Origin of the sequence: Candidatus Oleimmundimicrobium sp. (assembly GCF_030651595.1) — a bacterium.
Lineage (GTDB): Bacteria > Actinomycetota > Aquicultoria > UBA3085 > Oleimmundimicrobiaceae > JAUSCH01.
This window is the reverse complement of the sequence record NZ_JAUSCH010000113.1, coordinates 1-21,126: the sequence shown is the minus strand read 5'-3', so window position 1 is coordinate 21,126 and position 21,126 is coordinate 1. Positions and strand designations below refer to the sequence as shown.

Annotated in this window: 22 protein-coding genes; all 22 read right to left on the bottom strand. The window is 38.4% G+C overall.

The genetic code is table 11. The features are described from left to right. Nucleotides 1–8: 8 nt before the first annotated feature. The 22 genes from Q7U95_RS06505 to Q7U95_RS06400 all read right to left on the bottom strand — a co-directional run bounded on the left by Q7U95_RS06505 (nt 9) and on the right by Q7U95_RS06400 (nt 20,833). Nucleotides 9–1,628 (bottom strand): CTP synthase, encoded by a 1,620-nt coding sequence (locus Q7U95_RS06505; protein WP_308752924.1) that lies wholly within the window; start codon nt 1,626–1,628, stop codon nt 9–11. Nucleotides 1,629–1,640: 12 nt separating this feature from the next. After that, on the bottom strand, nt 1,641–2,474 hold the full coding sequence (locus Q7U95_RS06500; RefSeq protein WP_308752922.1) for a hypothetical protein: 834 nt from the start codon (nt 2,472–2,474) through the stop codon (nt 1,641–1,643). A gap of 5 nt (nt 2,475–2,479) precedes the next feature. After that, on the bottom strand, nt 2,480–3,145 hold the full coding sequence (locus Q7U95_RS06495; protein WP_308752920.1) for a glycosyltransferase family 2 protein: 666 nt from the start codon (nt 3,143–3,145) through the stop codon (nt 2,480–2,482). Nucleotides 3,146–3,159: 14 nt separating this feature from the next. Continuing rightward, nucleotides 3,160–4,014 (bottom strand): copper transporter, encoded by an 855-nt coding sequence (locus Q7U95_RS06490; protein ID WP_308752918.1) that lies wholly within the window; start codon nt 4,012–4,014, stop codon nt 3,160–3,162. Between the two features lie 12 nt (nt 4,015–4,026). Next, nucleotides 4,027–5,148, bottom strand: a complete 1,122-nt coding sequence (gene steA / locus Q7U95_RS06485) for a putative cytokinetic ring protein SteA (protein WP_308752916.1) — start codon at nt 5,146–5,148, stop codon at nt 4,027–4,029. 5 nt (nt 5,149–5,153) lie between these two features. Continuing rightward, nucleotides 5,154–5,930 (bottom strand): M23 family metallopeptidase, encoded by a 777-nt coding sequence (locus Q7U95_RS06480; protein WP_308752914.1) that lies wholly within the window; start codon nt 5,928–5,930, stop codon nt 5,154–5,156. Beyond that, nucleotides 5,923–7,671: a DNA repair protein RecN gene (recN, locus tag Q7U95_RS06475; protein WP_308752912.1), complete on the bottom strand. Its 1,749-nt coding sequence runs from the start codon at nt 7,669–7,671 to the stop codon at nt 5,923–5,925. Before recN ends, Q7U95_RS06480 begins: the two co-directional genes overlap by 8 nt. Before the next feature lie 6 nt (nt 7,672–7,677). Continuing rightward, nucleotides 7,678–8,544 carry an NAD(+)/NADH kinase gene (locus Q7U95_RS06470; protein ID WP_308752910.1) on the bottom strand — a complete coding sequence of 289 codons (867 nt, stop codon included), beginning with the start codon at nt 8,542–8,544 and terminating at the stop codon, nt 7,678–7,680. Further along, nucleotides 8,544–9,371, bottom strand: coding sequence for a TlyA family RNA methyltransferase (locus Q7U95_RS06465; protein WP_308752909.1), 828 nt, complete (start codon nt 9,369–9,371; stop codon nt 8,544–8,546). The genes Q7U95_RS06470 and Q7U95_RS06465 overlap by 1 nt, the downstream gene beginning before the upstream one ends. Then, entirely contained in the window at nt 9,371–11,278 is a 1,908-nt protein-coding gene (gene dxs, locus Q7U95_RS06460) for a 1-deoxy-D-xylulose-5-phosphate synthase (protein ID WP_308752907.1), read from the bottom strand. The genes Q7U95_RS06465 and dxs overlap by 1 nt, the downstream gene beginning before the upstream one ends. 13 nt (nt 11,279–11,291) lie before the next feature. Continuing rightward, nucleotides 11,292–12,176, bottom strand: coding sequence for a farnesyl diphosphate synthase (locus Q7U95_RS06455; RefSeq protein WP_308752905.1), 885 nt, complete (start codon nt 12,174–12,176; stop codon nt 11,292–11,294). Then, nucleotides 12,177–12,380 (bottom strand): exodeoxyribonuclease VII small subunit, encoded by a 204-nt coding sequence (xseB, locus tag Q7U95_RS06450; protein WP_308752903.1) that lies wholly within the window; start codon nt 12,378–12,380, stop codon nt 12,177–12,179. Nucleotides 12,381–12,398: 18 nt separating this feature from the next. Then, nucleotides 12,399–12,812 (bottom strand): transcription antitermination factor NusB, encoded by a 414-nt coding sequence (nusB, locus tag Q7U95_RS06445; protein WP_308752901.1) that lies wholly within the window; start codon nt 12,810–12,812, stop codon nt 12,399–12,401. Between the two features lie 16 nt (nt 12,813–12,828). Further along, on the bottom strand, nt 12,829–13,185 hold the full coding sequence (locus tag Q7U95_RS06440) for an Asp23/Gls24 family envelope stress response protein (RefSeq protein ID WP_308752900.1): 357 nt from the start codon (nt 13,183–13,185) through the stop codon (nt 12,829–12,831). Nucleotides 13,186–13,203: 18 nt separating this feature from the next. Next, nucleotides 13,204–14,550, bottom strand: coding sequence for an acetyl-CoA carboxylase biotin carboxylase subunit (gene accC / locus Q7U95_RS06435; RefSeq protein ID WP_308752899.1), 1,347 nt, complete (start codon nt 14,548–14,550; stop codon nt 13,204–13,206). A 37-nt stretch (nt 14,551–14,587) separates the two neighbouring features. Then, nucleotides 14,588–16,435 carry an acetyl-CoA carboxylase biotin carboxyl carrier protein gene (gene accB, locus Q7U95_RS06430; RefSeq protein ID WP_308752898.1) on the bottom strand — a complete coding sequence of 616 codons (1,848 nt, stop codon included), beginning with the start codon at nt 16,433–16,435 and terminating at the stop codon, nt 14,588–14,590. 61 nt (nt 16,436–16,496) lie between these two features. Continuing rightward, nucleotides 16,497–17,054, bottom strand: a complete 558-nt coding sequence (gene efp / locus Q7U95_RS06425; protein WP_308752896.1) for an elongation factor P — start codon at nt 17,052–17,054, stop codon at nt 16,497–16,499. 284 nt (nt 17,055–17,338) lie between these two features. Further along, nucleotides 17,339–18,400, bottom strand: a complete 1,062-nt coding sequence (locus tag Q7U95_RS06420; protein WP_308752895.1) for a Xaa-Pro peptidase family protein — start codon at nt 18,398–18,400, stop codon at nt 17,339–17,341. A 25-nt stretch (nt 18,401–18,425) separates the two neighbouring features. Then, nucleotides 18,426–18,863, bottom strand: a complete 438-nt coding sequence (gene aroQ, locus Q7U95_RS06415) for a type II 3-dehydroquinate dehydratase (protein ID WP_308752894.1) — start codon at nt 18,861–18,863, stop codon at nt 18,426–18,428. Further along, a complete protein-coding gene (locus Q7U95_RS06410; protein WP_308752893.1) occupies nt 18,860–19,060 on the bottom strand; it encodes a tetratricopeptide repeat protein in 201 nt (66 codons plus the stop codon). Before Q7U95_RS06410 ends, aroQ begins: the two co-directional genes overlap by 4 nt. A gap of 176 nt (nt 19,061–19,236) precedes the next feature. After that, entirely contained in the window at nt 19,237–20,334 is a 1,098-nt protein-coding gene (gene aroB, locus Q7U95_RS06405; protein ID WP_308752891.1) for a 3-dehydroquinate synthase, read from the bottom strand. Then, a complete protein-coding gene (locus Q7U95_RS06400; protein ID WP_308752889.1) occupies nt 20,327–20,833 on the bottom strand; it encodes a shikimate kinase in 507 nt (168 codons plus the stop codon). Before Q7U95_RS06400 ends, aroB begins: the two co-directional genes overlap by 8 nt. Between the last annotated feature and the right edge of the window lie 293 nt (nt 20,834–21,126).

The following is a 21,126-nucleotide window of genomic DNA, read 5'->3' as shown; positions in this document are numbered from 1 at the left end:
TTCTCCTTTCACTTGATCCGTCCATCACCCTCACTTTTTATTATCGCGGCTCCAATAAATTCTCTAAATATAGGATGTGCCCTATTCGGCCTTGATTTAAATTCAGGATGGAATTGACAAGCTATAAACCAAGGATGATTAGAAATTTCCACTATCTCAACCAATCTCTTGTCGGGAGACAAACCGCTTAAAACAAGGCCGTTTTCAATAAGCAATTGTCTATATTTATTATTAACCTCATAGCGATGCCTGTGACGTTCATATACAAGCTCTTCTTTATATGCTTCATAAGTCTTGGTTTTTTTGTCAATTTTACAAGGGTAAAGACCAAGCCTCATGGTTCCACCCATATCCTCAACATCTTTCTGATCCGGCAATAAATCAATCACCGGATGTGACGTAGTGGAATCAAACTCTGAACTGTTAGCATCCTTAAGTTTGACAACGTTACGGGCAAACTCAACCACAACACATTGCATACCCAAACAAATTCCAAGAAAAGGTATCTTATTTTCCCTTGCATACTTTATCGCGCTAATTTTCCCCTCAATTCCTCTAATCCCAAATCCCCCGGGAACTAAAACTCCATCAACGTCTGCCAACTTCTTCCCAACTTCTTTAAGCTCAATCATCTCGGCATCTACCCATTTAATTTCAATATCAACTCCGTGATAAAAACCGGCATGCTTCAACGATTCAACAATACTTAAGTAAGCGTCGGGCAGTTTTACATATTTCCCAACCAAAGCAATTCTTATAGTTTTTTTCAATCCTTTTATTTTTTCAACCAACTTTTCCCATTCAACAAGGTTTGCTTTTTCTTTAGCAAGATTTAAATGTTGAACTACTATATCGTCAAGCCCCTCTTTATGAAGAATAAGCGGTATTTCGTAAATAGTATCCACATCCACCGCCGAAATTACAGCGTTTGAGTCGATATCACAAAATAAAGCTATTTTTCTTCTAATCTCGTCATTGATAGAACGCTCAGACCTACACACAATTGCATCCGGCTGAATACCAATGCTACGTAACTCTTTAACGCTGTGCTGAGTGGGCTTTGTTTTTAATTCCGAGGAGGCGTTTAAATAAGGGATTAAAGTGACGTGGATATAAAATACATTCTCTTTCCCTATATCTTTTCTGAATTGCCGGATAGCCTCAAGAAAAGGAAGACTTTCAATGTCACCAACGGTTCCACCAATCTCGGTTATAACTACATCGGTTTCATTTTCCTTGCCGAGCATTAAAATTCTCTCTTTAATTTCATTGGTCACATGTGGAATTACCTGAACCGTTCCCCCTAAAAAGTCACCCCGACGTTCTTTGGTAACAATTGACCAATAAATTGAACCCGCTGTAACATTACTCCCACGCTTTAAATTCTCATCTATAAATCGCTCATAATGTCCCAAGTCCAAATCAGTTTCAGTACCATCGTCGGTCACAAAAACTTCACCATGCTGATATGGACTCATGGTCCCCGGGTCAACATTTAAATAAGGGTCCAGTTTTTGAACTGTTACTTTAAGCCCTCTGCTCTTAAGCAAACGACCCAAAGAGGCTGCGGTAATCCCCTTTCCAAGCGATGAAACAACTCCCCCGGTGATAAATATGTGCTTGGCCAAAATAAAACCTCCCTAAATTTTTTTTCTTCCCAACTCATCCAACCAACGCAAGATAAAGTTTCTTTCAATAAACATCGAAATAGAATTACTTTCAGAGTATACATTAATGATAACTAAAATTATCAAAATAAAGAGATTTGCGGTCCAATTAAAATTAGCAACGCTAATAAATCCCACTACTCCGCCCAAAACATTTGAACCTACATCTCCAAGCATACCTCTTTCTGTTAAATCAACCCAGAGCAACACAACGGCAGGGCCAATAAAAATACCCAAAATACTCCAGCTGACACTTCGCCATAAAAAAATGGATACAATTAATCCCAATATTAAAAAAACTTTAAGAGCTCGTCCGGGGCGAAGATCCAAAAGATTGAATGTATTTATAAACAAAGCAATTACAAACGTGTTGATGATTTGGGTAAAAAGACTTGTAGAAAAAGGAGCTGCGGCAAAAAAAGAAAGTAATCCTCCGCCGATAGCTTTAAGTGACCCGGTAGTTAAATTACCCCGGGCAAGCTCTCCAAAGTGCCCTTTAAATCCACCAACGCTTTTGTCGCCCAGAAGATCATCAAGCAAACCAAGAAGCGCAAGCCCCAAAACCAAAACAAGCAAAACGAGAAGGGTCATGCCGGCTATTGAAAAATCTCTTCCATGAAAAAACGTTGTTAAAATAATTGTAATCAAAAAGACCACGGGAAACAGCAAACCGGTTCCCGCAGGCAATAATTTATTTCGAAAATTTAAACAATTGTATTTAGACGAGGCCAACATAGGGAGGAGATATTTAATCAAAAATGAACTAACAAGAAAAGATAATATAGTAAAAAAGATAAATAAACGCATGATTTTTACCTCAGTCGACTTAAAATAACTTTAAAAACATCTAAAAACTGATGGCCTCTGTGCATAAATCCCCGAATATCTCTACCCGTCTCGGCGTGTGACATTGAGGTCGGTATCTCTTTTACTTTAAATCCTTTTTGAAGCGCATCTATCGTCATACCAACCTCGACTCCAAAACCACCGCTAAATTTATTTATACTCTCGATAACGTTTCTCCTTATGGCCCGCTGACCCGACAATGGCTCATTCATTTGTGTTCCCGTAAGCTTCCATATCCCCCATCGAGCCAATCCTTTTACCAGGCCAAACCCGCCTTTTTTATCGGGTTTTGGGAAATCGGCAATTGTCATATCAGCGCTGCCGTCAATCACCGGCTCCAATATCTTGCATGCTTCAGAAGCAGACTCACTTAAATCTCCGTCTATTAATAATAAAATATCATAATCCAGTCCTTTTAGGGCCTTATTTAAAGCTCCACCTTTGCCCATGTTCTCTTCTAAGCCAAAAACTTCCGCACCGGCTTCACTGGCTTTTTTTGCCGTATCATCAGTTGAGCAATCGTCAACTACGACAATTCTTGTAATTGAGGAGACTTTTTTTAAAGACTCAACCGTTTTCGCGATTCTCTCCCCCTCGTTATATGCCGGAATTAGCGCAACTATTTTTGTCACCAATTCCTCCAAATTCATTTGGAAATTCCTATGGGTAATAGTTTTTCCGCTGATGGTTTTACGCCAAAATTACCAAAGACTCCCCGTAATGTGTAAACCAAAGAAACCCGTCCCGAAAGAGCATCAACATTATCTACGGTTGAAATACCGGCATTTTGATAAAGCGGGATGGAGGAATTACTCACCTTTTCGACTTCTACCGCCACCAAAGGCAAACCAAATTCTTTAAGTTTTCCAATCAAGGGCAAATCAATAATCTCGGGGTCAAATTTGGATAAGTCGGCACCGATAAATACAAAACCATTTGCCGGCAAACTTCCGTCACCTTTCATCTCTAAAATTTCCAAATCTATTAATTCTTTGAGAAGAGTCTTGTTGGAAGGAGTGGCCAATTCGACGGCAATCTCTTCAATCAACTTCGATTTTAATTCATCATCGGATAAATTTTCTTCCGGAAAAAATGAAGCTAACCGGCTTTTTTTCTTCGGATCATCCAAGACCGAAATGGCGGAAATTCTAATATGTAAACTTTTCGCTCCGGCCTTCTCAACGGACTCGGATAAAGTCTCTTTAAGGGTATCAGAAACAAGCGAACTTGAAATAAAAACAATATTCTTTTGAGAGAGCCGTTCTTGAACAACCAGGGGGAATATGCCGCCTTGTAACTGGTTAGCATCGTCAAGCTCTTTTTTTAAAGAACGATTCTCCTCTTGAATCTGCTTTACATCAGCCTTAACGCTATTAATTAAAGCTTGCTGCTGCTCTGCTATAATCCCTTTGTCCACGATTACCGAACCCAAAAGTATTCCTAAAGCCAAAGCAAGAAATACAGCAACAATTGAAGTTATATGGTACTTAAAATCTAACATAAACAATCTCCTTTAAAAGCCCCAATATAATCGAATTTTTAAAATTATCAGTCTAAGAATTCCTCTTATGGTTGTGGAAGACATAATTATAGTAATGGTAGTTGTGAAAGCCGCAAAGACCAAGATTATTAAATGAGAAATCTTTGCCCTGCTCTGATAAAGCTTGCTTACCCCTTTTGCGTCAACAAGCTTTTCGCCAATCTTAAGCCTCACCAAAAAAGTGCTTGCCATTCCCGCTCTTCCTTTATCTAAAAACTCTACCAGATTAGCATGTGTTCCGACAGCTACAATTAAATCTGCGCCCTTTTCGTAAGCAAGAATCATTGCAATATCTTCACTTGTCCCCAGCGCGTTAAATAACTTTGAGGGTAAGTTCATTTTCTTTAAACGCTCAAGCCCCGGCGCGCTACCATCCTTATATGCGTGAACTATTAATTCGGCTCCGCTGTTTAATGCTTCATCCGAAACACTATCCATATCTCCTACAATTATATCAGGTTTATATCCTTCTTGAAGTAACGCATCGGCACCTCCGTCAACTCCAATCAATATAGGCCTTACTTCTTTAATATAAGAACGCAATATCTTTAAATCAGCCTTATAGTGATGTCCTCGAACAACAATTAAGGTGTGACGACCATTAAAATTGACGGAAGACTCCGGAACCTTCATTCCCTCTAAAAGCAAGTCTTTCTCTTTCTGCATATAATAAAGCGTATTGGTTGCAAATTTTTCTAATTCCGCTCCGATATTTTTTTTTGCTTCTTCCATTTTTTCTTTAATTATTGGGACAGTTAGTGTCTTACCACTGGCTAACACCTTGCCCTTATGGAAAATCTTGTCGCCTCGAACAACTATTTCGTCTCCCTCTTTTATTTGATTAAAAACATCTTCTTCCACCGCATCAATAAGGTAGATTCCTTCTGAGGCCATTAAGAGAGGGCCAATGTTGGGGTATCTCCCAGAAATAAAAGAAGAAGCATTGATTACAACCTCAACGCCGGCATCGATTAAAGATTCGGCCGTTACTCTGTCCAAATCAACATGATCAATTATCGCAATATCGCCGGCTTTAAGACGTTTAACAAGGCTTTTTGTTCTTTTGCCCAACTTAGCGATTCCAATATGCTGCATTTAAACTAATCTTCCCCTTCTACGTGCTTGTTGACTTGTAAATGAACGTGGTCGCACTCCTTTGGAATATGACGTTCTATTTGAGACTCAAATTTTTGCCCAAAGTCTCTAACCTTTCCTAATAGTGTTTCTTTGTCCTTAACTATATCTCCTTCTTTCACATCTAAGTCATCAAGATGGATAAGCACTAACCTTAATTCGGGATGTCCCAAGGGCTCAATTTCAACGTGAAAATCTTCAAATTTATCATACAAATAATATGTTTTAATTTTTGTCACTCTTCCGTCAATCGGACTTCTTATCCAGGTATTAGGAGTAACTGCTATATCCGCTGCGGAAGTTGGTGAAGTGTCTCTCCCGCGACTAAACATAATGAAATAGCTTAATCCATTAATCTCATTGTTTTTTTTCAACACAATTTTTTCACCCTTTGAAAGTTTAATCTCTTCTCCCAGAGGCATTAATTCAAATGCATTTGCCTCGCTCGCTTGATGATAGCCTAAACCAAGGACATCAAATATCTCAACCGGCAAAGAAAGAAATAAATTTGTCGAGCCCACTTGGCAAAAGACCGGATAAAGCTCAATGCTGGTTTCTTCAACTTTTAAAGCGTTTTTGGGCTGCTGTTCAGCTCCGGCAAGCATACCCCTCCTGACGATAAAATAATAAATGGAAAACAAAACAACCAAAGAAATTACTACCCCAATGCAAAAAAGAGAGCGATTTCGGCGCTTTCTATAAATACTCAACGTGTACTTTTTAATGTATTTTTCTTTAAACAACATGCCTCCCGATTATTTTTTTTGCCAGATTGATTAATTCCAGAGCATGTTTTTTAGAAAGTTCTGTCGGATCGCCTTTGCCCCCCAGCATACGAGCTATCTCAGCAATTCTATCATTAAAAGAAAGTGTCTCGACAAATGTTTGTGTTTTATTCTCTGCTTCCTTTTTAAAAACCCGGAAATGACGATTGGCGAAAGCAGCAATTTGAGGAAGATGAGTAATGCAAATTAATTGGTGTGTTTCTGAGAGAAAATTCATTTTTTGCCCAACAAAACCAGCCGTTTTTCCACCAACCCCGCTATCTATCTCATCGAATATTAGTGTGGGGATAGAATCTATATTTGCCAGAACAATTTTCAATGCAAGCATGATCCGAGACATTTCCCCGCCTGAAGCAATTTTAACCAAAGGTTTTAAGGGCTCCCCCGGATTTGGCGATATTAAAAATTCAACTGTATCAACACCGTCAGAATTAAATTTACATTTTTTGCCTAACACAGTTAAACCATCATCAAGCTCTGTAGATTCTTTACTTAAAATCTGGACTCCAAATTTTACTTTTGGCATGTTTAAATCACATAGTTGCTTGATAACCTCTTTTTCAAAATCCAATGCGGCTTTCTTGCGCTTTTTGGAAAGTTCTTCAGCAAAAGCCGATAGTTCATTGTATTTTTCAGCCAATTTAAGCTCTGAATTACCAAGAAGGCTTTCCGCCGTCATTAAAGAATCAAGTTCAACTTGAGCTTGATTTGAAAAACGCAAAATTTCATCGATAGTTTCTCCATATTTCCTCTTCAAAGCATTAATTGTGGCTAACCTGGTTTCAATATTATCAAGTCTGTTGGGATTATATTGAAACTTTTCAACATAAGCGCGAAGCAGTTGCCCTAAATCATCAACCTCCAAAGAGACGCTTTCAATTCTCTTGTAAATCTCATCTAATTGAACGTCAAATTCAGAAACCCGCGCCACCGAACCTTCGGCTTTAGCTATAAAATCATACGCGGAGTATTGCGAATCTCCCGAAAGAGCGTCACGTGCTAAATTTACCGCTTCACAAATTTTTTCAGCATTTCTCGAAACATCTCTTTCTTTAATTAAGTCCTCTTCTTCACCACTTCTTAAATTGCTATTTTTAATTTCTTCAATTTGAAAACGAAGCAAATCTTCTTTTCCGGAGCGTTCTTGCGTTTCATTTTTTAACTTTTTAATATTGGAAGACATCTTTTTTAATTCTTCGTAAGTTTTTGAGTATTTTCCCCTTAAATCCAGGTCTTCCCGTCCGGCATATCTATCTAAAAATTCAAGATGGCTTGAGGTTTTTAAAAGAGATTGATGCTCGTGTTGCCCATGAAAATCAACCAAAAAATTTCCCATTTCTTTAAGGCAATTCAGAGTAACAATCTTGCCGTTGATATAACATTTATTTTTACCGTCCCGCGAAATTTTGCGAGAGATTACAAACTGCCGGGCATCTTCATCTAAATCAGCAGTATCCAAATATTCAAGCGCTTCGTTGGTAGTGTTTTGTAACAAAAACGAACCTTCGACACAAGCCTCCTCGCATCCGGTACGAATAAACGAGTAATCGGCTCTTTCTCCCACCAACAAGTTAATGGCTTGAACCAGCACGGTCTTGCCTGCACCCGTTTCACCGGTCAATACGTTTAGTCCCTTATCAAATTCCACATAGGACTCATCTATAAGCGCAAGATTTTTTATGTGGAGTTCCTGAAGCATCTAAGATTAATCCCCCATTCGAGTCCAAATATCTAATTTCTCCTTCAGAGTAGTATAAAAATCATACTCAGCTAATCTAATAAGAGAGACCTCGTTGGGTGAAATAGATATTCTTAAATAACTGAAATTTTCTTCTTTGATGTGAGTTATACCATCAAAAGATAGCGTGAATCCCTTTTGTTTATCTGGACAGCTCAGAATAATCTCATCCTCTTTAGATAAAACTATGCTTCGATTAAAGAAAGAATGAGGGCAAACCGGCGTCATAATAATTAATTTTGTTTTAGGTGACACAATGGGCCCCCCGGCGGACAGAGAATAAGCAGTTGAACCAGTTGGCGTAGAAAAAATTACCGAATCGGCTGAATAACTTTTAAAAGGTTTCCCATTGATATCGACTTCTATCTTCGTAAGCCTATGACGAGCTCCTCTTCCAGCTACGACTTCATTTAAAACATCTTGCGTAAAGATAACTTTGTCATCTTTAATTATTTCACATCTAAGAAGCATCCTTCTGTCTTGTTTATATTTTCCTTTAATAATTTGAGAAAACACATTGAAAAGTTTATCGGCATTGACTTCAGCAAGAAAACCAAGTTTGCCCAAGTTAACTCCGAGAATTGGTGCATCTCTCCCCTTTAGCAACCTAACAGCCCTAAGTATGGTCCCATCCCCACCCAAGGCAATTAGTAAGTCGGCCTTTTCAGTAAAAACATCTTCTTCAACGCCTAAACCAACATGTCCGATGTCTAAAGCATCGCTTTTAGTCATCAACACTTTAATATTTTGCTCGTTTAGCCAAGGGATAAGCTTAAGCGCGACTTTTTTTGCTTTTGGTTTTCTTGTATGAATAACTATCGCAATTCTTTTCATTAGCCTTCCTTCTGAGATTTTAATAGAAACTTGTGTGCTTCCGAAACAACTTTCTCAACTATAGTAGTTGAATTATCGTCTTTAATCTCTTTTTTATTTGACTTCAAATAAAATAAAAATTCCATATTCCCTTTAACTCCTAAAATTGGAGAGAAATCTAATCCCCGCGCAACAAAGCCCTCTTCTTCAAAAAACTTCCACATATCCGTTAAAACTCCCTGATGAGTCTTCGGGTCTCTCACTATTCCTTTTTTTCCAATGAGTTCCCTTTTCGCTTCAAACTGCGGTTTAATTAAGATTAAATATTCCGCGTCATTTTTAACAAGTTTCTTTATGTTGTCGATAATCTTTTTTACCGATATAAATGATACATCGATAACAACCATGTTTGGCTGAGTTGGTAGCTTATCTGGTGTTAAATATCTTATATTTGTTCTTTCTAAAACAAAAACCCTGGGATCTTTGCGTAACCGCCAAGCCAGCTGGCCATAACCAACATCAACAGCTATAACTAATTTTGCTCCCCTTTTAAGCAGGCAGTCAGTAAATCCACCCGTTGAGGACCCAACATCTAAAACAACCCTATCTTTAACATCTACACCGAAATGCTTTAACGCCTTTTCTAATTTTCTTCCGCCTCTCGAAACAAATTCTTCCTCATTTTCACGAACCACTATATCACTTGATAGGGAAACGAGAGTTCCGGCTTTATCGACAAGATTTCCGTCAACAAAAACTCTCCCCTCCAAAATAGCAGCTTTAGCTCTTTTTTCGTTATTAAACTTACCTAATTTTACCAGACAAGTATCGAGTCTTTTTTTTTCCATTAAAGCCTAACTTGAAATCCTTTAATTTGTTTAATCTTTTCTTTAATAGCCGCAACTATCCCGGCACCATCAAGTCCGTTCTCAGAAAGTAATATATTAATAGGACCATGAGTAATAAAATTATCTGGTAAGCCAAGTTGCAAAAAGGGCACAGAAATTCCCTTAGCGGCCAATAACTCCAAAACGCTGCTGCCAAATCCTCCCAGCAACGTATTTTCTTCAATTGAAACAATTAGTTTGTGTTTCATAGCAAGTTCAGAGATTGTTTTTTCATCAAGCGGCTTAACAAACCTGGCATTTACTAAAGTGCAAGAAATGCCCATATCCTCTAAAACATTACACGCTTCATAAGATTTTTGAACCATTCTGCCAATGGCCAGCAAACAAACATCTTTCCCTTCTTTAACTATTTCCGCTTCGCTTACTTTAATCTTTTTAAAACGTTTGCTATATTTTACCCCCAAGACGGGCCCTCTGGGATATCTTATGGCCACCGGGCCATTCAGTTTAGTAGCGGTATATAACATATTGCGCAATTCCGCTTCATCTTTAGGAACCATAACTGTCATCCCGGGAATTTGACGCAAGTACGTAAGATCAAATGCACCATGATGTGTGGGGCCATCCTCGCCTACAAGCCCTGCTCTGTCTACAGCAAAAATAACGTGAAGATTTTGTAGACACACATCCTGAATAATTTGGTCAAAAGCTCTTTGAAGAAAAGTTGAATATATGGCAACCACGGGAAGATGTCCATCCAGTGCCAACCCGGCAGCAAACGTTACAGCATGCTGCTCCGCAATTCCGACATCATAAAACCTGTCTGGGAAAAACTCGGCAAATTTGCTCAAACCTGTTCCGCCGGACATTGCGGCAGTGATACCTACTATTCGATTATTTTTCGAAGCCAATTCCACCATTGCATCGCCAAAAAAATTTGTGTAGGTGGGCTTTTTGTCCTTTATTGCGCTTTCCCCGGTTTTAATTATAAAAGAACCAACTCCGTGAAATTTATCCGGACACTTTTCAGCTGGAGGATAACCCTTCCCTTTCTTAGTAACAACATGAATTAAAACCGGTTTTTTAACTTCCTTCGCAAGATTAATCGCCGAAACAACTGAATCAATTTTATGACCATCGATGGGTCCAATATATTTAAACCCTAACTCTTCAAATATCATACCAGGAATAATTACGTGTTTAAAACTCTCTTTTAACCCCTCGGCAGCTTGGGATACTTTAGCTCCAATGGTAGGTATGTTTTTTATTATTTTAATAATTCGTTCTTCTATCTCTTCTCTAATTTTATACAAGGTTGGATCAAACCGTATTCTCGAAAGATAGGCGGAAAAAGCTCCTACGTTGTTAGAAATTGACATTTCGTTATCGTTCAATATAACAATTAAGGGTGTGCCAAGATGCCCCGCCTGGTTAAGCCCCTCGTAAGCTTCTCCCCCGGTAAGAGACCCGTCGCCCATAACCGCTACAATGGTCTCATTACCACAACGTTGCTTCCTCGCTTCAGCCAATCCTAAAGCAACACTAATAGAATTACTGGCATGACCTGTATCAAAAACATCGTACTTGCTTTCCGAACGCTTAGGAAAACCGCTAATTCCATTGTATTGTCTTAATGTTTTAAATTTTTTACGTCGCCCGGTTAAAATTTTATGTGCATATGACTGATGGCCAACATCCCAGACGATCTTATCTTCCGGACAGTTTAACGCAAGATGAAGGCCGATAGTAAGCTCAACAACGCCAAGGCTTGACGCCAGATGCCCCCCATTTTTAGATACTACATTAATTATTTCTTCCCGTATCTCCTCTGCAAGGTCCCTCAATTTATTAGATGATAGCTTTTTTAAATCAGAGGGATAAGATATTTTATTGAGTATTTTTGCCATTTAAAACCTCTTTTTACTTATCGCGCTCGAAAACAAAATCGGCCAAGCTCGCCAAAGGACTTGTATCTTTATCAATGTCTTTAAGTGCCTCTTTGGCATCATCAGCTGCTTTCTTAGCAAGCTCTTTTGAGTGCTCCAAACCGAAGATGCTTGGGAAAGTCGCTTTGTTTTTACGCTCATCGCTCCCTGGTTCTTTCCCTAAAGAAGCTGTTTTGCCAATTACGTCCAAAATATCATCGGTAATTTGAAAAGCCAAACCTAAGTGCTCCGCATAGTTGGAAACAGCTTTTAACTCCTTAGCGGAAGCCCCTGCAAGAATTGCTCCAATCCGGCAAGAAGCTCTTATTAATCTGCCTGTCTTATGGATATGTATAAACTTAAGTGTATTTAAATCAATCTTTTTACCGCTAGATAAAATATCTAAAACTTGGCCTCCAACCATGCCTCTGGGGCCGGAAGCCTCTGATAATTCCTCAATTACATGCACTATTTTACTTGGGTTATCAGTTTTCTGCCTTTTCGCTATCAAATAAAATGCTTCAGCAAACAGGCCGTCTCCTGCCAAAATTGCCATATCTTCACCAAATGCAATATGACATGTTGGTTTACCCCGTCTAATATTATCATCATCGATAGCAGGCAAATCATCATGAATAAGAGAATATGTGTGAACACATTCTATAGCACATGCTACAGGTATTACATCAATCGGATTCATTCCAAAAATTTCGGCGGTGGCAAGAACCAAAATTGGCCTAAATCGTTTTCCTCCAGAGAGAAGACTGTATCTTATCGCCTTATAAAGTAATTCGGGATAGTTGCCTGTCGGAGGGAAAAAATTGGTCAGAGCGTCTTCAATAAGAAGGCGTTTATCTTCGGGATACTTTGACAAAAGCACTTAGACCCCTTCTTCTTTAAGTTGCACCATATTCTCAACATTAAATTGGTCCACTTTCTCCGTACATTTGTTGGCTAACTCAATGCCTTCCTCTAATAAATCAAGAGATTTCTCTAAATTTATATCTTTTTGTTGAACCAAATCTACTATTTCATTGAGCCTATCCATCAACTCACCAAAATTTTTTTCTTTATTTTCGCCCAATATTAACACTCCTAAGATTTAAGCTTTTTCATCCTTTTTTTCCTTAGCGATTTGTCCAAGGATACCGTTTACAAACTTACTTGACTCAGATGAACCATATGTTTTAGCGAGCTCTATTGCCTCGTTTATCGATACGCTAATGGGAATATCTGGTTCGGCAATCATTTCGTACACTCCAATGCGAATTATGTTTCTATCAACTATCGGCATTCTTTCAATTAACCAGTTATCAGTATGTTCTTTAATTATTTTATCTATTTTATCTCGATATTTTTCCACGCCATTTACTAATTTGACCGCAAATTCCGGAATTTTGCTTTCTTTTCCGGCGAGTTTCCGTGCCTTAATTATCTCATCAATAGACTCATCTAAAATGTCTTTTTGATAGAGAATTTCTAAAGCTACTTTTCTAGCCCTTCTTCTCTCTACCATTTAATTAGTTCCCGTCCTATTTAGAAAAATTAATATTGTCAATGAAAACATCAACGTTCTTCACCTTAATACCCATCATTGTCTCTAATGTATCCTTAACGTTGGTTTGAATTTTTCTCGCTACTTCGCTGATAACATAGCCATAGTCAAGGGTCACATGAAGAATAATCGAAAGAACATCATCTTCAATTAACACCTTAACTCCTTTTGACTGTTGTTTTTTTGTAAACCAATCTTTAATACCTTCCACAACGGTTCCACTTAAACCAGCAACCCCTTCAACTTCAATCGTTTCTAAACCCGCGATTAACTCCAGTACGCTTTTTGAGATTTTAAAATTATTTAACTCTAATTCTTGTTCATGTTTTTCCATTTTTACCTCAACCTTAAGCTAATCTTCCATTATACGCCTTGTTACAAAGTTCGTGTAAACCTCTCCTTTTCTAAAAAAGGCATTATCAACTACTTTTAGATGAAATGGAATAATGGTCTCTATGCCAACAATTACAAACTCACCAAGAGCTCTTTTGGCCCTTGCAATAGCTTCCTCCCTGTCTTCTCCCAAGACTATAAGCTTTGCTAATAACGAATCGTAATAAGGGGACACTTTATAGCCGGAATAGATATGACTATCTACTCTGACTCCAGGCCCGCCGGGAGGGTTAAAAAGCTTTATTTCTCCGGCTTGAGGCATAAAATTCTTGCTCGGGTCTTCCGCGTTTATTCTAAACTCAATTGCGTGTCCATTGGATTTAATTTGATCTTGAGTATGTTTAATTTTTTCACCCGCGGAAATCCTTATCTGTTCTTTTACAATATCGATTCCCGTCACCATTTCGGTCACCGGGTGCTCAACCTGTATTCTCGTGTTCATTTCCATAAAATAAAACTTGTCATTTTTATCCAAAAGAAATTCAATTGTTCCGGCACTTTCATAATTAACATGTTTGGCAATTTTCACAGCCATCTCGCCCATTTCAGTGCGCAAAGCATCACTTAAAACAACTGAGGGAGACTCTTCAATTAATTTTTGATGACGCCTTTGAATTGAACAATCCCGTTCTCCAAGATGTATTACATTCCCAAACTTATCCGCCAAAATTTGAAACTCAATGTGCCTTGGCTCTTCAATATATTTTTCAATATAGACTTCGGAATCACCAAACGCGGCTTTTGCTTCTGACTCTGCCGTTTGTATTTGACTTAGCAGATCTTGCTCGTTCTGGGCTACTCTCATGCCTCTCCCGCCGCCGCCAGCCGATGCCTTAATGATGACCGGAAAACCCATCTCGTTTGCAAATATTACAGCCTCATTTAAGTTCTTTATTTTGCCATTCGTCCCCGGAATAACAGGAACTCCGCATTTTTTTACTTCTTCCTTAGCAGAAGCCTTATGGCCCATTAGCTCCATAGTTTTAATTGTGGGCCCTATAAACGAAAGATTGCATGACTTACAAATCTCTACAAACTGTAAATTTTCAGCAAGAAATCCATATCCGGGATGTATTGCCTCGGCTCCGGTGAGTTCCGCCGCACTTATTATGCTTGGAATATTTAAATAACTAAGCGCGCTCTGTGCCGGACCGATGCAAATTGCTTCATCCGCCAGTTTAACGTGTAAAGAATCCCTGTCAGCCACAGAGTAAACTGCCACCGTGGGAATATTAAGTTCTTTACATGCTCTAATAATCCTAAGAGCAATCTCGCCTCGATTTGCAATAAGAATTTTTTTAAACAAATTACGACCTCATTTATCGATTATTTTTATGTTTAAACTAAATGGGCTCATATAAAAAAATAGGTTGTCCATACTCGACAGACTGAGCATTTTCAACCAGTATTTCTCGTATAATCCCATCTTCTTCTATAGCAATCTCATTTATCAACTTCATTGCCTCTAAAATACATACTGTTTGACCTTTTTTCACTTCATCCCCAACTTCAACAAAAGCATCTGCATCAGGCGATGGGGCTCGATAAAAAGTTCCAACCATTGGAGTTGTAATTTCCTTCCAGTTACTAGGATATTTTTTCTTTGTATTGTCAGATTCAACAGCTGTGGAAGATTTAGCTGATAAAGAATCGCTAATATATGCTTCTTGGGCTGCAGCACCAGAAACATTCTTACGCAAATTTATCTTTACCCCATCCTCCTCAACTGATAATTCACCAATATCGCTCTGCTCAAAAACTTTAATTAATTCTTTTACCTGCTCTAAATCCATATATTCATCCTCCTTGACTGCTTGAATCTCTCTGCTAGTTAAAAATACCGTTTTTTCAACCCCTTCTTGATGGCGCTCTAAATATTCACGTGCAATCTTCGGAAACAAAGCAAACATCAAAACATCTTCTTCGTTTTTAGCTAAATTCCCTATTTCCTTAGCGTAATCTTCAAAAGTTTCCATAATTAATGACCCTGGTCTTTCAGTTATTCTTTCTCCGTTACCCAAAATCTTTTTCTCGATTTCGGGGGCCATGGGACCAGGTGGCCTTCCGTAATAACCTTTAACATAAGCTTTCATTTCATCTGGTATAACTCCCCATCTTTTTCCGCTAAGAACATTCAAAACTGCTTGAGTGCCCACAATTTGACTTAATGGAGTAACCAGGGGTGGATATCCAACTTCGGCCCTTACTTTTGGGATTTCTTCCAATACTTCGGGAAGTCTGTCGGCAGATTTTTGTTCTTGCAGTTGACTGTAAAGGTTTGATATCATACCGCCTGGTACCTGATGGGAAAATACTTTCATATGAGTTAACGAGGTTACCCCTCGCTGAAAATGCCTGCGTTCTCGAACTTTTTCCCAATACTCCGCTATCTCATAAAGCAATTCTAACTCTAACCCCGTATCGTAAGCAGTATCTTTCAGTGCAGCCACAAGCATTTCAACCGCCGGTTGTGAATTACCGAAAGCTAGAGGCGCAGAAGCGGTATCAATAATATCAACCCCGGCTTCAATGGCTTTTAAATAATTCATCGGAGCCATACCGCCAATATAATGACAATGAAGCTGAATTGGTATATTAATCTCCTTCTTAATTCTCTTAATAAGGTTGAATGTACGATAAGGAGAAAGAAGCGCGGCCATATCCTTGATGCAAATAGAATCGGCCCCCATATCCACAAGCTTTAAAGCAGTTTCAACATAGTGTTCCAGTGTATGCACGGGGCTTATAGTGTAACAAACTGATGCTTGAACATGCCCCCCGGCTTCTTTAACTGCCTGGATTGGCACTTCTAAGTTTCTTGTGTCATTTAACGCATCAAATATTCTAAAGATACTAATGCCATTTTTGACGGCATGCCGCACAAATTTTCTCACAATATCATCAGAATAATGCTTGTACCCAACCAGATTTTGACCACGCAAAAGCATCTGCAGTGGGGTGTTTCTAACATGCCCTTTTACTGTTCTTAATCTATCCCACGGATTCTCATCAAGAAATCTAAGCGGCGCATCAAAAGTTGCCCCTCCCCATACTTCTAAAGAATGATAACCAACTTTATCTAATTTTCCCAAAATTGGAACCATGTCTTCTGTTCGCATACGCGTTGCCCAAAGCGACTGATGAGCATCCCTTAAAGTTGTATCCGTTATCTGAATGGGTTTTTCTCTCACATTCAACCTCCAAAAATATATTAAATAATAATTATACTTGATACAAAGAATTTGGGGAAGTTTAAACCCTGGTAATATATCCACCCGTTCTTGTATCTACCTTGATTATATCTCCAACATTTACAAATAAAGGAACCTGCGCGCTTGCTCCTGTTTCTAAGATTGCCGATTTACTTCCTCCGCTAACCGTATCTCCTTTTACTCCAGGTTCAGTTTCTATAACCTCTAATTCAACAAAAATAGGAAGTTCAACTCCTATTGGATTTCCTTCATACATGGAAACAACAACTTCAGTATTTTCTTTTAAATATAAAAGAACCTCGCTTAGCTGCTCCTTTGATAAAACTATTTGCTCATAAATTTGTGTGTCCATAAAGTGATACATATCTTGGTCATTATATAAAAATTGCATTTTTTTACTTTCCAGACGGGCTTGTTCTACTTTCTCACCGGCCCTAAAGGTCTTATCAATAACTGCCCCTGTTTTTACATTTTTAAGTTTTGTCCGCACGAAAGCTCCGCCTTTCCCCGGCTTAACATGTTGAAAACTTATTATCGTATAAAGAATCTCATCAAGTTCAATGGTCATACCATTTTTAAACTGGTTTGTCGAAATCATGTTTCCTCCATTCTGTTAATCAAAAGTTATTAATAAGCCCGGCCTTACCAGATACTGACCCGTACCGGGCGGCCTCGATGGCTAGTTAAATTAATAAATAAAAACGGGGAAAAAAATTACCTGCCTGCCGGTAGGCACGGTATAGAAAAATGTAAGATGTTAAAGACAAAACACCTTCACCCTCCCCTTAATCCCCTCCCATCAAGGGAGGGGAGAATATTTTCCCTGAAGGCTTGGCGGCTGGGAGCTGAAAGCTAACCTTACTCTCTACCCTTGCTTTCCTCCTACAGCACCGTTAATTCTTTGGACGACTTTGTTAATATTTCTAAGCCATCATCGTGCAAGACTACTAAATCTTCAATCCTAAACCCTCCAAAATTTTCAAGATAAATTCCCGGCTCAATTGTAAAAACCATTCCTGCTTCAAGCAAATCATCACAATTTGGACCAATCGTTGGATGTTCGTGAACTTCAAGGCCAACCCCATGGCCAAGATTGTGGCCAAAATTTTCAGAATAGCCCGCATCAAATATAATCTTTCTCGCCATGCCATCCAACTTTTCAGCAGACATTCCTTTTGTTATTCCGCTCAAAGCAGCTTTTTGAGCAGAAAGAAGTAAGTTGTATATTTTTTCCCTTTCTTTATCAGGGCGACCCAGAAAAATTGTTCTTGTCATATCAGAACAATAACCTTTATACGTCGCCCCAAAATCAATCTTTACTAAATCATTTACTTTAAGTTTTCTTTCAGTTGGTTTTGCATGAGGTGCGGCTGAATTTGACCCTGAAGCAACAATTGTATCAAATGATGCCTTTTCCGCGCCAGATTTTCTCATAAGATACTCAATCTCTGCTGCAATTTCAACCTCGGCTAAACCAGGTTTTATAAAATCAATTATCTGATTAAAAACCAAGTCAGATATATGAGCAGCTTTCGATATTTTTTCTATTTCCGACTTATCTTTAATCGCGCGAATAGCTTCCACAAAATGCCGTAAGGGCACCAATTCAAAGTCACTCAGACATTTAGCAAGATTTATAAATTTATCATACGTCAAATGCTCGGATTCAAAACCCACGCTCTTTAAATTTAATTCATCTAAGATTAGTTTAAGTTCATCAAAAAAACTAATTGTGACCAATTTAATATTCGATGATTTTACCTCACACTTTGCCTGCTCGAGATATCTGGAATCAACTAAAAGAAAGGAATCTGTCATCGTCACCAGCATTAAAGCCGTTGAGCCAGAAAAATTACTTAAGTATTGGATATTTTGAAGCTTAAAAATCAAGAGCGCTTCAACGCCCTTTTTTGAAAGCAGGCTTCTTAGCTTTTGTAAACGCAATTTGGTTATAACATTTACCCCCAGCTTATTTTTTTAAAAGTTTTATGGCTGCATCTAGGGCAATTTGATAACTTAAAGGACCGAACCCGGAGATTTGTCCGAGGCATACAGAAGCTGTGATAGATTTTTCTCTAAAACTTTCGCGTGCACATATGTTTGAGAGATGCACTTCTATCACCGGAATATCTATAGAAGCTATAGCGTCTCTTATCGCGATACTGTAATGAGTGAATGCTGCCGGATTTATTATTATTAATTGAAAAGCATCCGGTGCTTTTTGAATTTTTTCAACAATTTCACCCTCGTGGTTCGATTGGAAAAAATCAAGTTCAACTTGATTTTTAGCTGCTTCAGCTGCCAAATTTTTATTTATCTCATCTAAAGTAACTGTACCATATATTCCAACCTCTCTTTGCCCAAGCAAGTTAAGATTTGGCCCGTTTATTATTAAAATTTTATTCATTTAAATTCCTCCTCAAACTCATAAAGTTTTTCCTTGTAAGATACATTTCCAGAATCCAGCTTTAAGGCCTCCTTGAATTGTATAATAGCTTGTTTAATTTCGCCAATCTCTTCATATAAAATTCCCAGACTATAATGAGATGACACTAAATCGATTTTTAACTCAGATCTTCTTGCCCTCGGTTTTTGCCTTATCAAAATCATCTATTTCAACAAAACGAGGTATCTAAATCTTCTGTGACAACCTTATCAATTTCTTCCGGAATATTATAAAAACAACTAATTACAACGATTAATAAAAGTTAAGGTTTATGAAATAATTAGCCTAATTTAAAAGAACATCGGATTTAGTTTTTTCCTTAAACTAATTATATCTACTGACAAGGTTTCAATGACTCCAAAATATCATCACCGGCAACACTTTCAATAATAGGTTCGCCAATCCCTTTCAACAAAACAAAAGCATGATCTTCATCACACCTTTTTTTATCTAAAAGAAGATGTTTCATCACATCTTTTGCATCTAACGAAGGTGGCATTATGGGAAGTCCCGCTCTTTTTAAAATATCTTCATGTTGTCTCACAAAACCTTCCTGAATCAAGCCGCGTTTTTGAGCTATTTTGGCAGCACAAACCATTCCGATTGCAATAGCTTCACCATGCCGGTATTTTTTGTAACCCGAAGATGCCTCAATAACATGGCCGATGGTATGACCATAATTTAAAATCGCGCGTTTCCCAAAATCTTTCTCGTCTGCCTCAACAATCCTCGCCTTAAACTCGCAGCATCGTAGAACTACCTCTGTTAATATCTCTGGATTAATCGCTAAGATATCCTCTATATGTTCCTCGAGAAAGGATAAAAATTCTTCCCCGCTTAAAAATCCATACTTTATTACCTCGGCCAATCCAACTTTTAATTCTCTTTCGGGAAGGGTTTTGAGAACATCGATATCTATCAAAACAAACCGCGGCTGGTAAAAACAACCAATTAAATTTTTTGCCTTTGGATGATTGACGGCAACTTTTCCTCCAACACTACTATCCACTTGAGCCAGCAAGGTAGTAGGCAGTTGGATGAAGGGCAAACCTCTCATATAAGTTGCCGCTACAAAACCCGCTAAATCTCCTATAACCCCTCCACCAAGAGCTATTATTACGTCAAAGCGGCTGGCGTTGTGATTGATAAGCTGCCCGTAAAGCTCGTAAGCGGTTTCAAGTGACTTATAATTTTCACCATCCGAAACTTCTAAAAAATTTACATCAAATCCCACGCTTTTTAAACTGCGGCAAACTCTGTCTCCGTATAAACTAAAAACCGTTGGATTGCTTATAATAAACACTCGTTTTGAGGAAATTAAGGGTTTTATTTTTAAGCCAATCTCATCAATTAACCCGGAACCAATTACAATGTCATAACTTCTTTTATCCAAGTTAACTTTCACTTTTTTTTCTTGCAGATTATTACTCATTCAACTTCTCCTGAATTTCTTTAACAACTTTATCTACATTCATATCGCTCGTATCAATCACAATATCCGCTACGTTTTCGTATAAAGATTCACGGGCCTTTAAAAGTTCAGAAACTTTATCTTTGGGATTGGGCACATTTAAGAGAGGCCGACTGCCTTCTTCCCTAATACGCTCAAATAAAATTGGAGCCGATGCTTTTAAGTAAATCAATAAACCATTTTTCTTTAAAGCTTGCACGTTTTTGTGATTTAAAATCACGCCTCCCCCACAAGCAATTACCTTGTTCCCAACAGATGAAACTTCATTAATAACTTCTGATTCAACTAAACGAAAGGCGTCTTCGCCTTCATCTTTAAATATATCCTTTATTTGTTTGCCGAATTTTTTCTCAATTAATTTATCTGTATCAATAAGACTAACGCCCAATTTGTCAGCCAGTAACTTACCTATGGTGGTTTTGCCGGAACCCATAAAACCTATCAATACAATATTTTTCATAATAAACACCCACTTAGTCGGGAGTCTCTTAGTTGGGAGTTGGGAGTTTGTTAGCCAGATTGCTGGTTTTACCATACTCCATACTCCATACTCTATACTCTATTCGCCATCAACCCATTAGTCGGGAGTCTCTTAGTTGGGAGTCGAGAGTTTGTTAGCCAGATTGCTGGTTTTACTATACTCCATACTCTATTCGCTATCTGCTATCAGCCCCACCAGAGGCGGGCAATCATCTGCCCATCAGTCGGGAGTCTCTTAGTTGGGAGTCGAGAGTTTGTTAGCCAGATTGCTGG

Bases quoted from the DNA above. Each gene is read 5' to 3' on its own strand.
- Q7U95_RS06500 (WP_308752922.1), bottom strand. From the start codon at position 2,474: ATGCGTTTATTTATCTTTTTTACTATATTATCTTTTCTTGTTAGTTCA.
- Q7U95_RS06490 (WP_308752918.1), bottom strand. From the start codon at position 4,014: ATGTTAGATTTTAAGTACCATATAACTTCAATTGTTGCTGTATTTCTT.
- steA (WP_308752916.1), bottom strand. From the start codon at position 5,148: ATGCAGCATATTGGAATCGCTAAGTTGGGCAAAAGAACAAAAAGCCTT.
- recN (WP_308752912.1), bottom strand. From the start codon at position 7,671: ATGCTTCAGGAACTCCACATAAAAAATCTTGCGCTTATAGATGAGTCC.
- Q7U95_RS06470 (WP_308752910.1), bottom strand. From the start codon at position 8,544: ATGAAAAGAATTGCGATAGTTATTCATACAAGAAAACCAAAAGCAAAA.
- Q7U95_RS06465 (WP_308752909.1), bottom strand. From the start codon at position 9,371: ATGGAAAAAAAAAGACTCGATACTTGTCTGGTAAAATTAGGTAAGTTT.
- dxs (WP_308752907.1), bottom strand. From the start codon at position 11,278: ATGGCAAAAATACTCAATAAAATATCTTATCCCTCTGATTTAAAAAAG.
- nusB (WP_308752901.1), bottom strand. From the start codon at position 12,812: ATGGTAGAGAGAAGAAGGGCTAGAAAAGTAGCTTTAGAAATTCTCTAT.
- Q7U95_RS06440 (WP_308752900.1), bottom strand. From the start codon at position 13,185: ATGGAAAAACATGAACAAGAATTAGAGTTAAATAATTTTAAAATCTCA.
- efp (WP_308752896.1), bottom strand. From the start codon at position 17,054: ATGATTTCGACAAACCAGTTTAAAAATGGTATGACCATTGAACTTGAT.
- aroQ (WP_308752894.1), bottom strand. From the start codon at position 18,863: ATGAATAAAATTTTAATAATAAACGGGCCAAATCTTAACTTGCTTGGG.
- aroB (WP_308752891.1), bottom strand. From the start codon at position 20,334: ATGAGTAATAATCTGCAAGAAAAAAAAGTGAAAGTTAACTTGGATAAA.
- Q7U95_RS06400 (WP_308752889.1), bottom strand. From the start codon at position 20,833: ATGAAAAATATTGTATTGATAGGTTTTATGGGTTCCGGCAAAACCACC.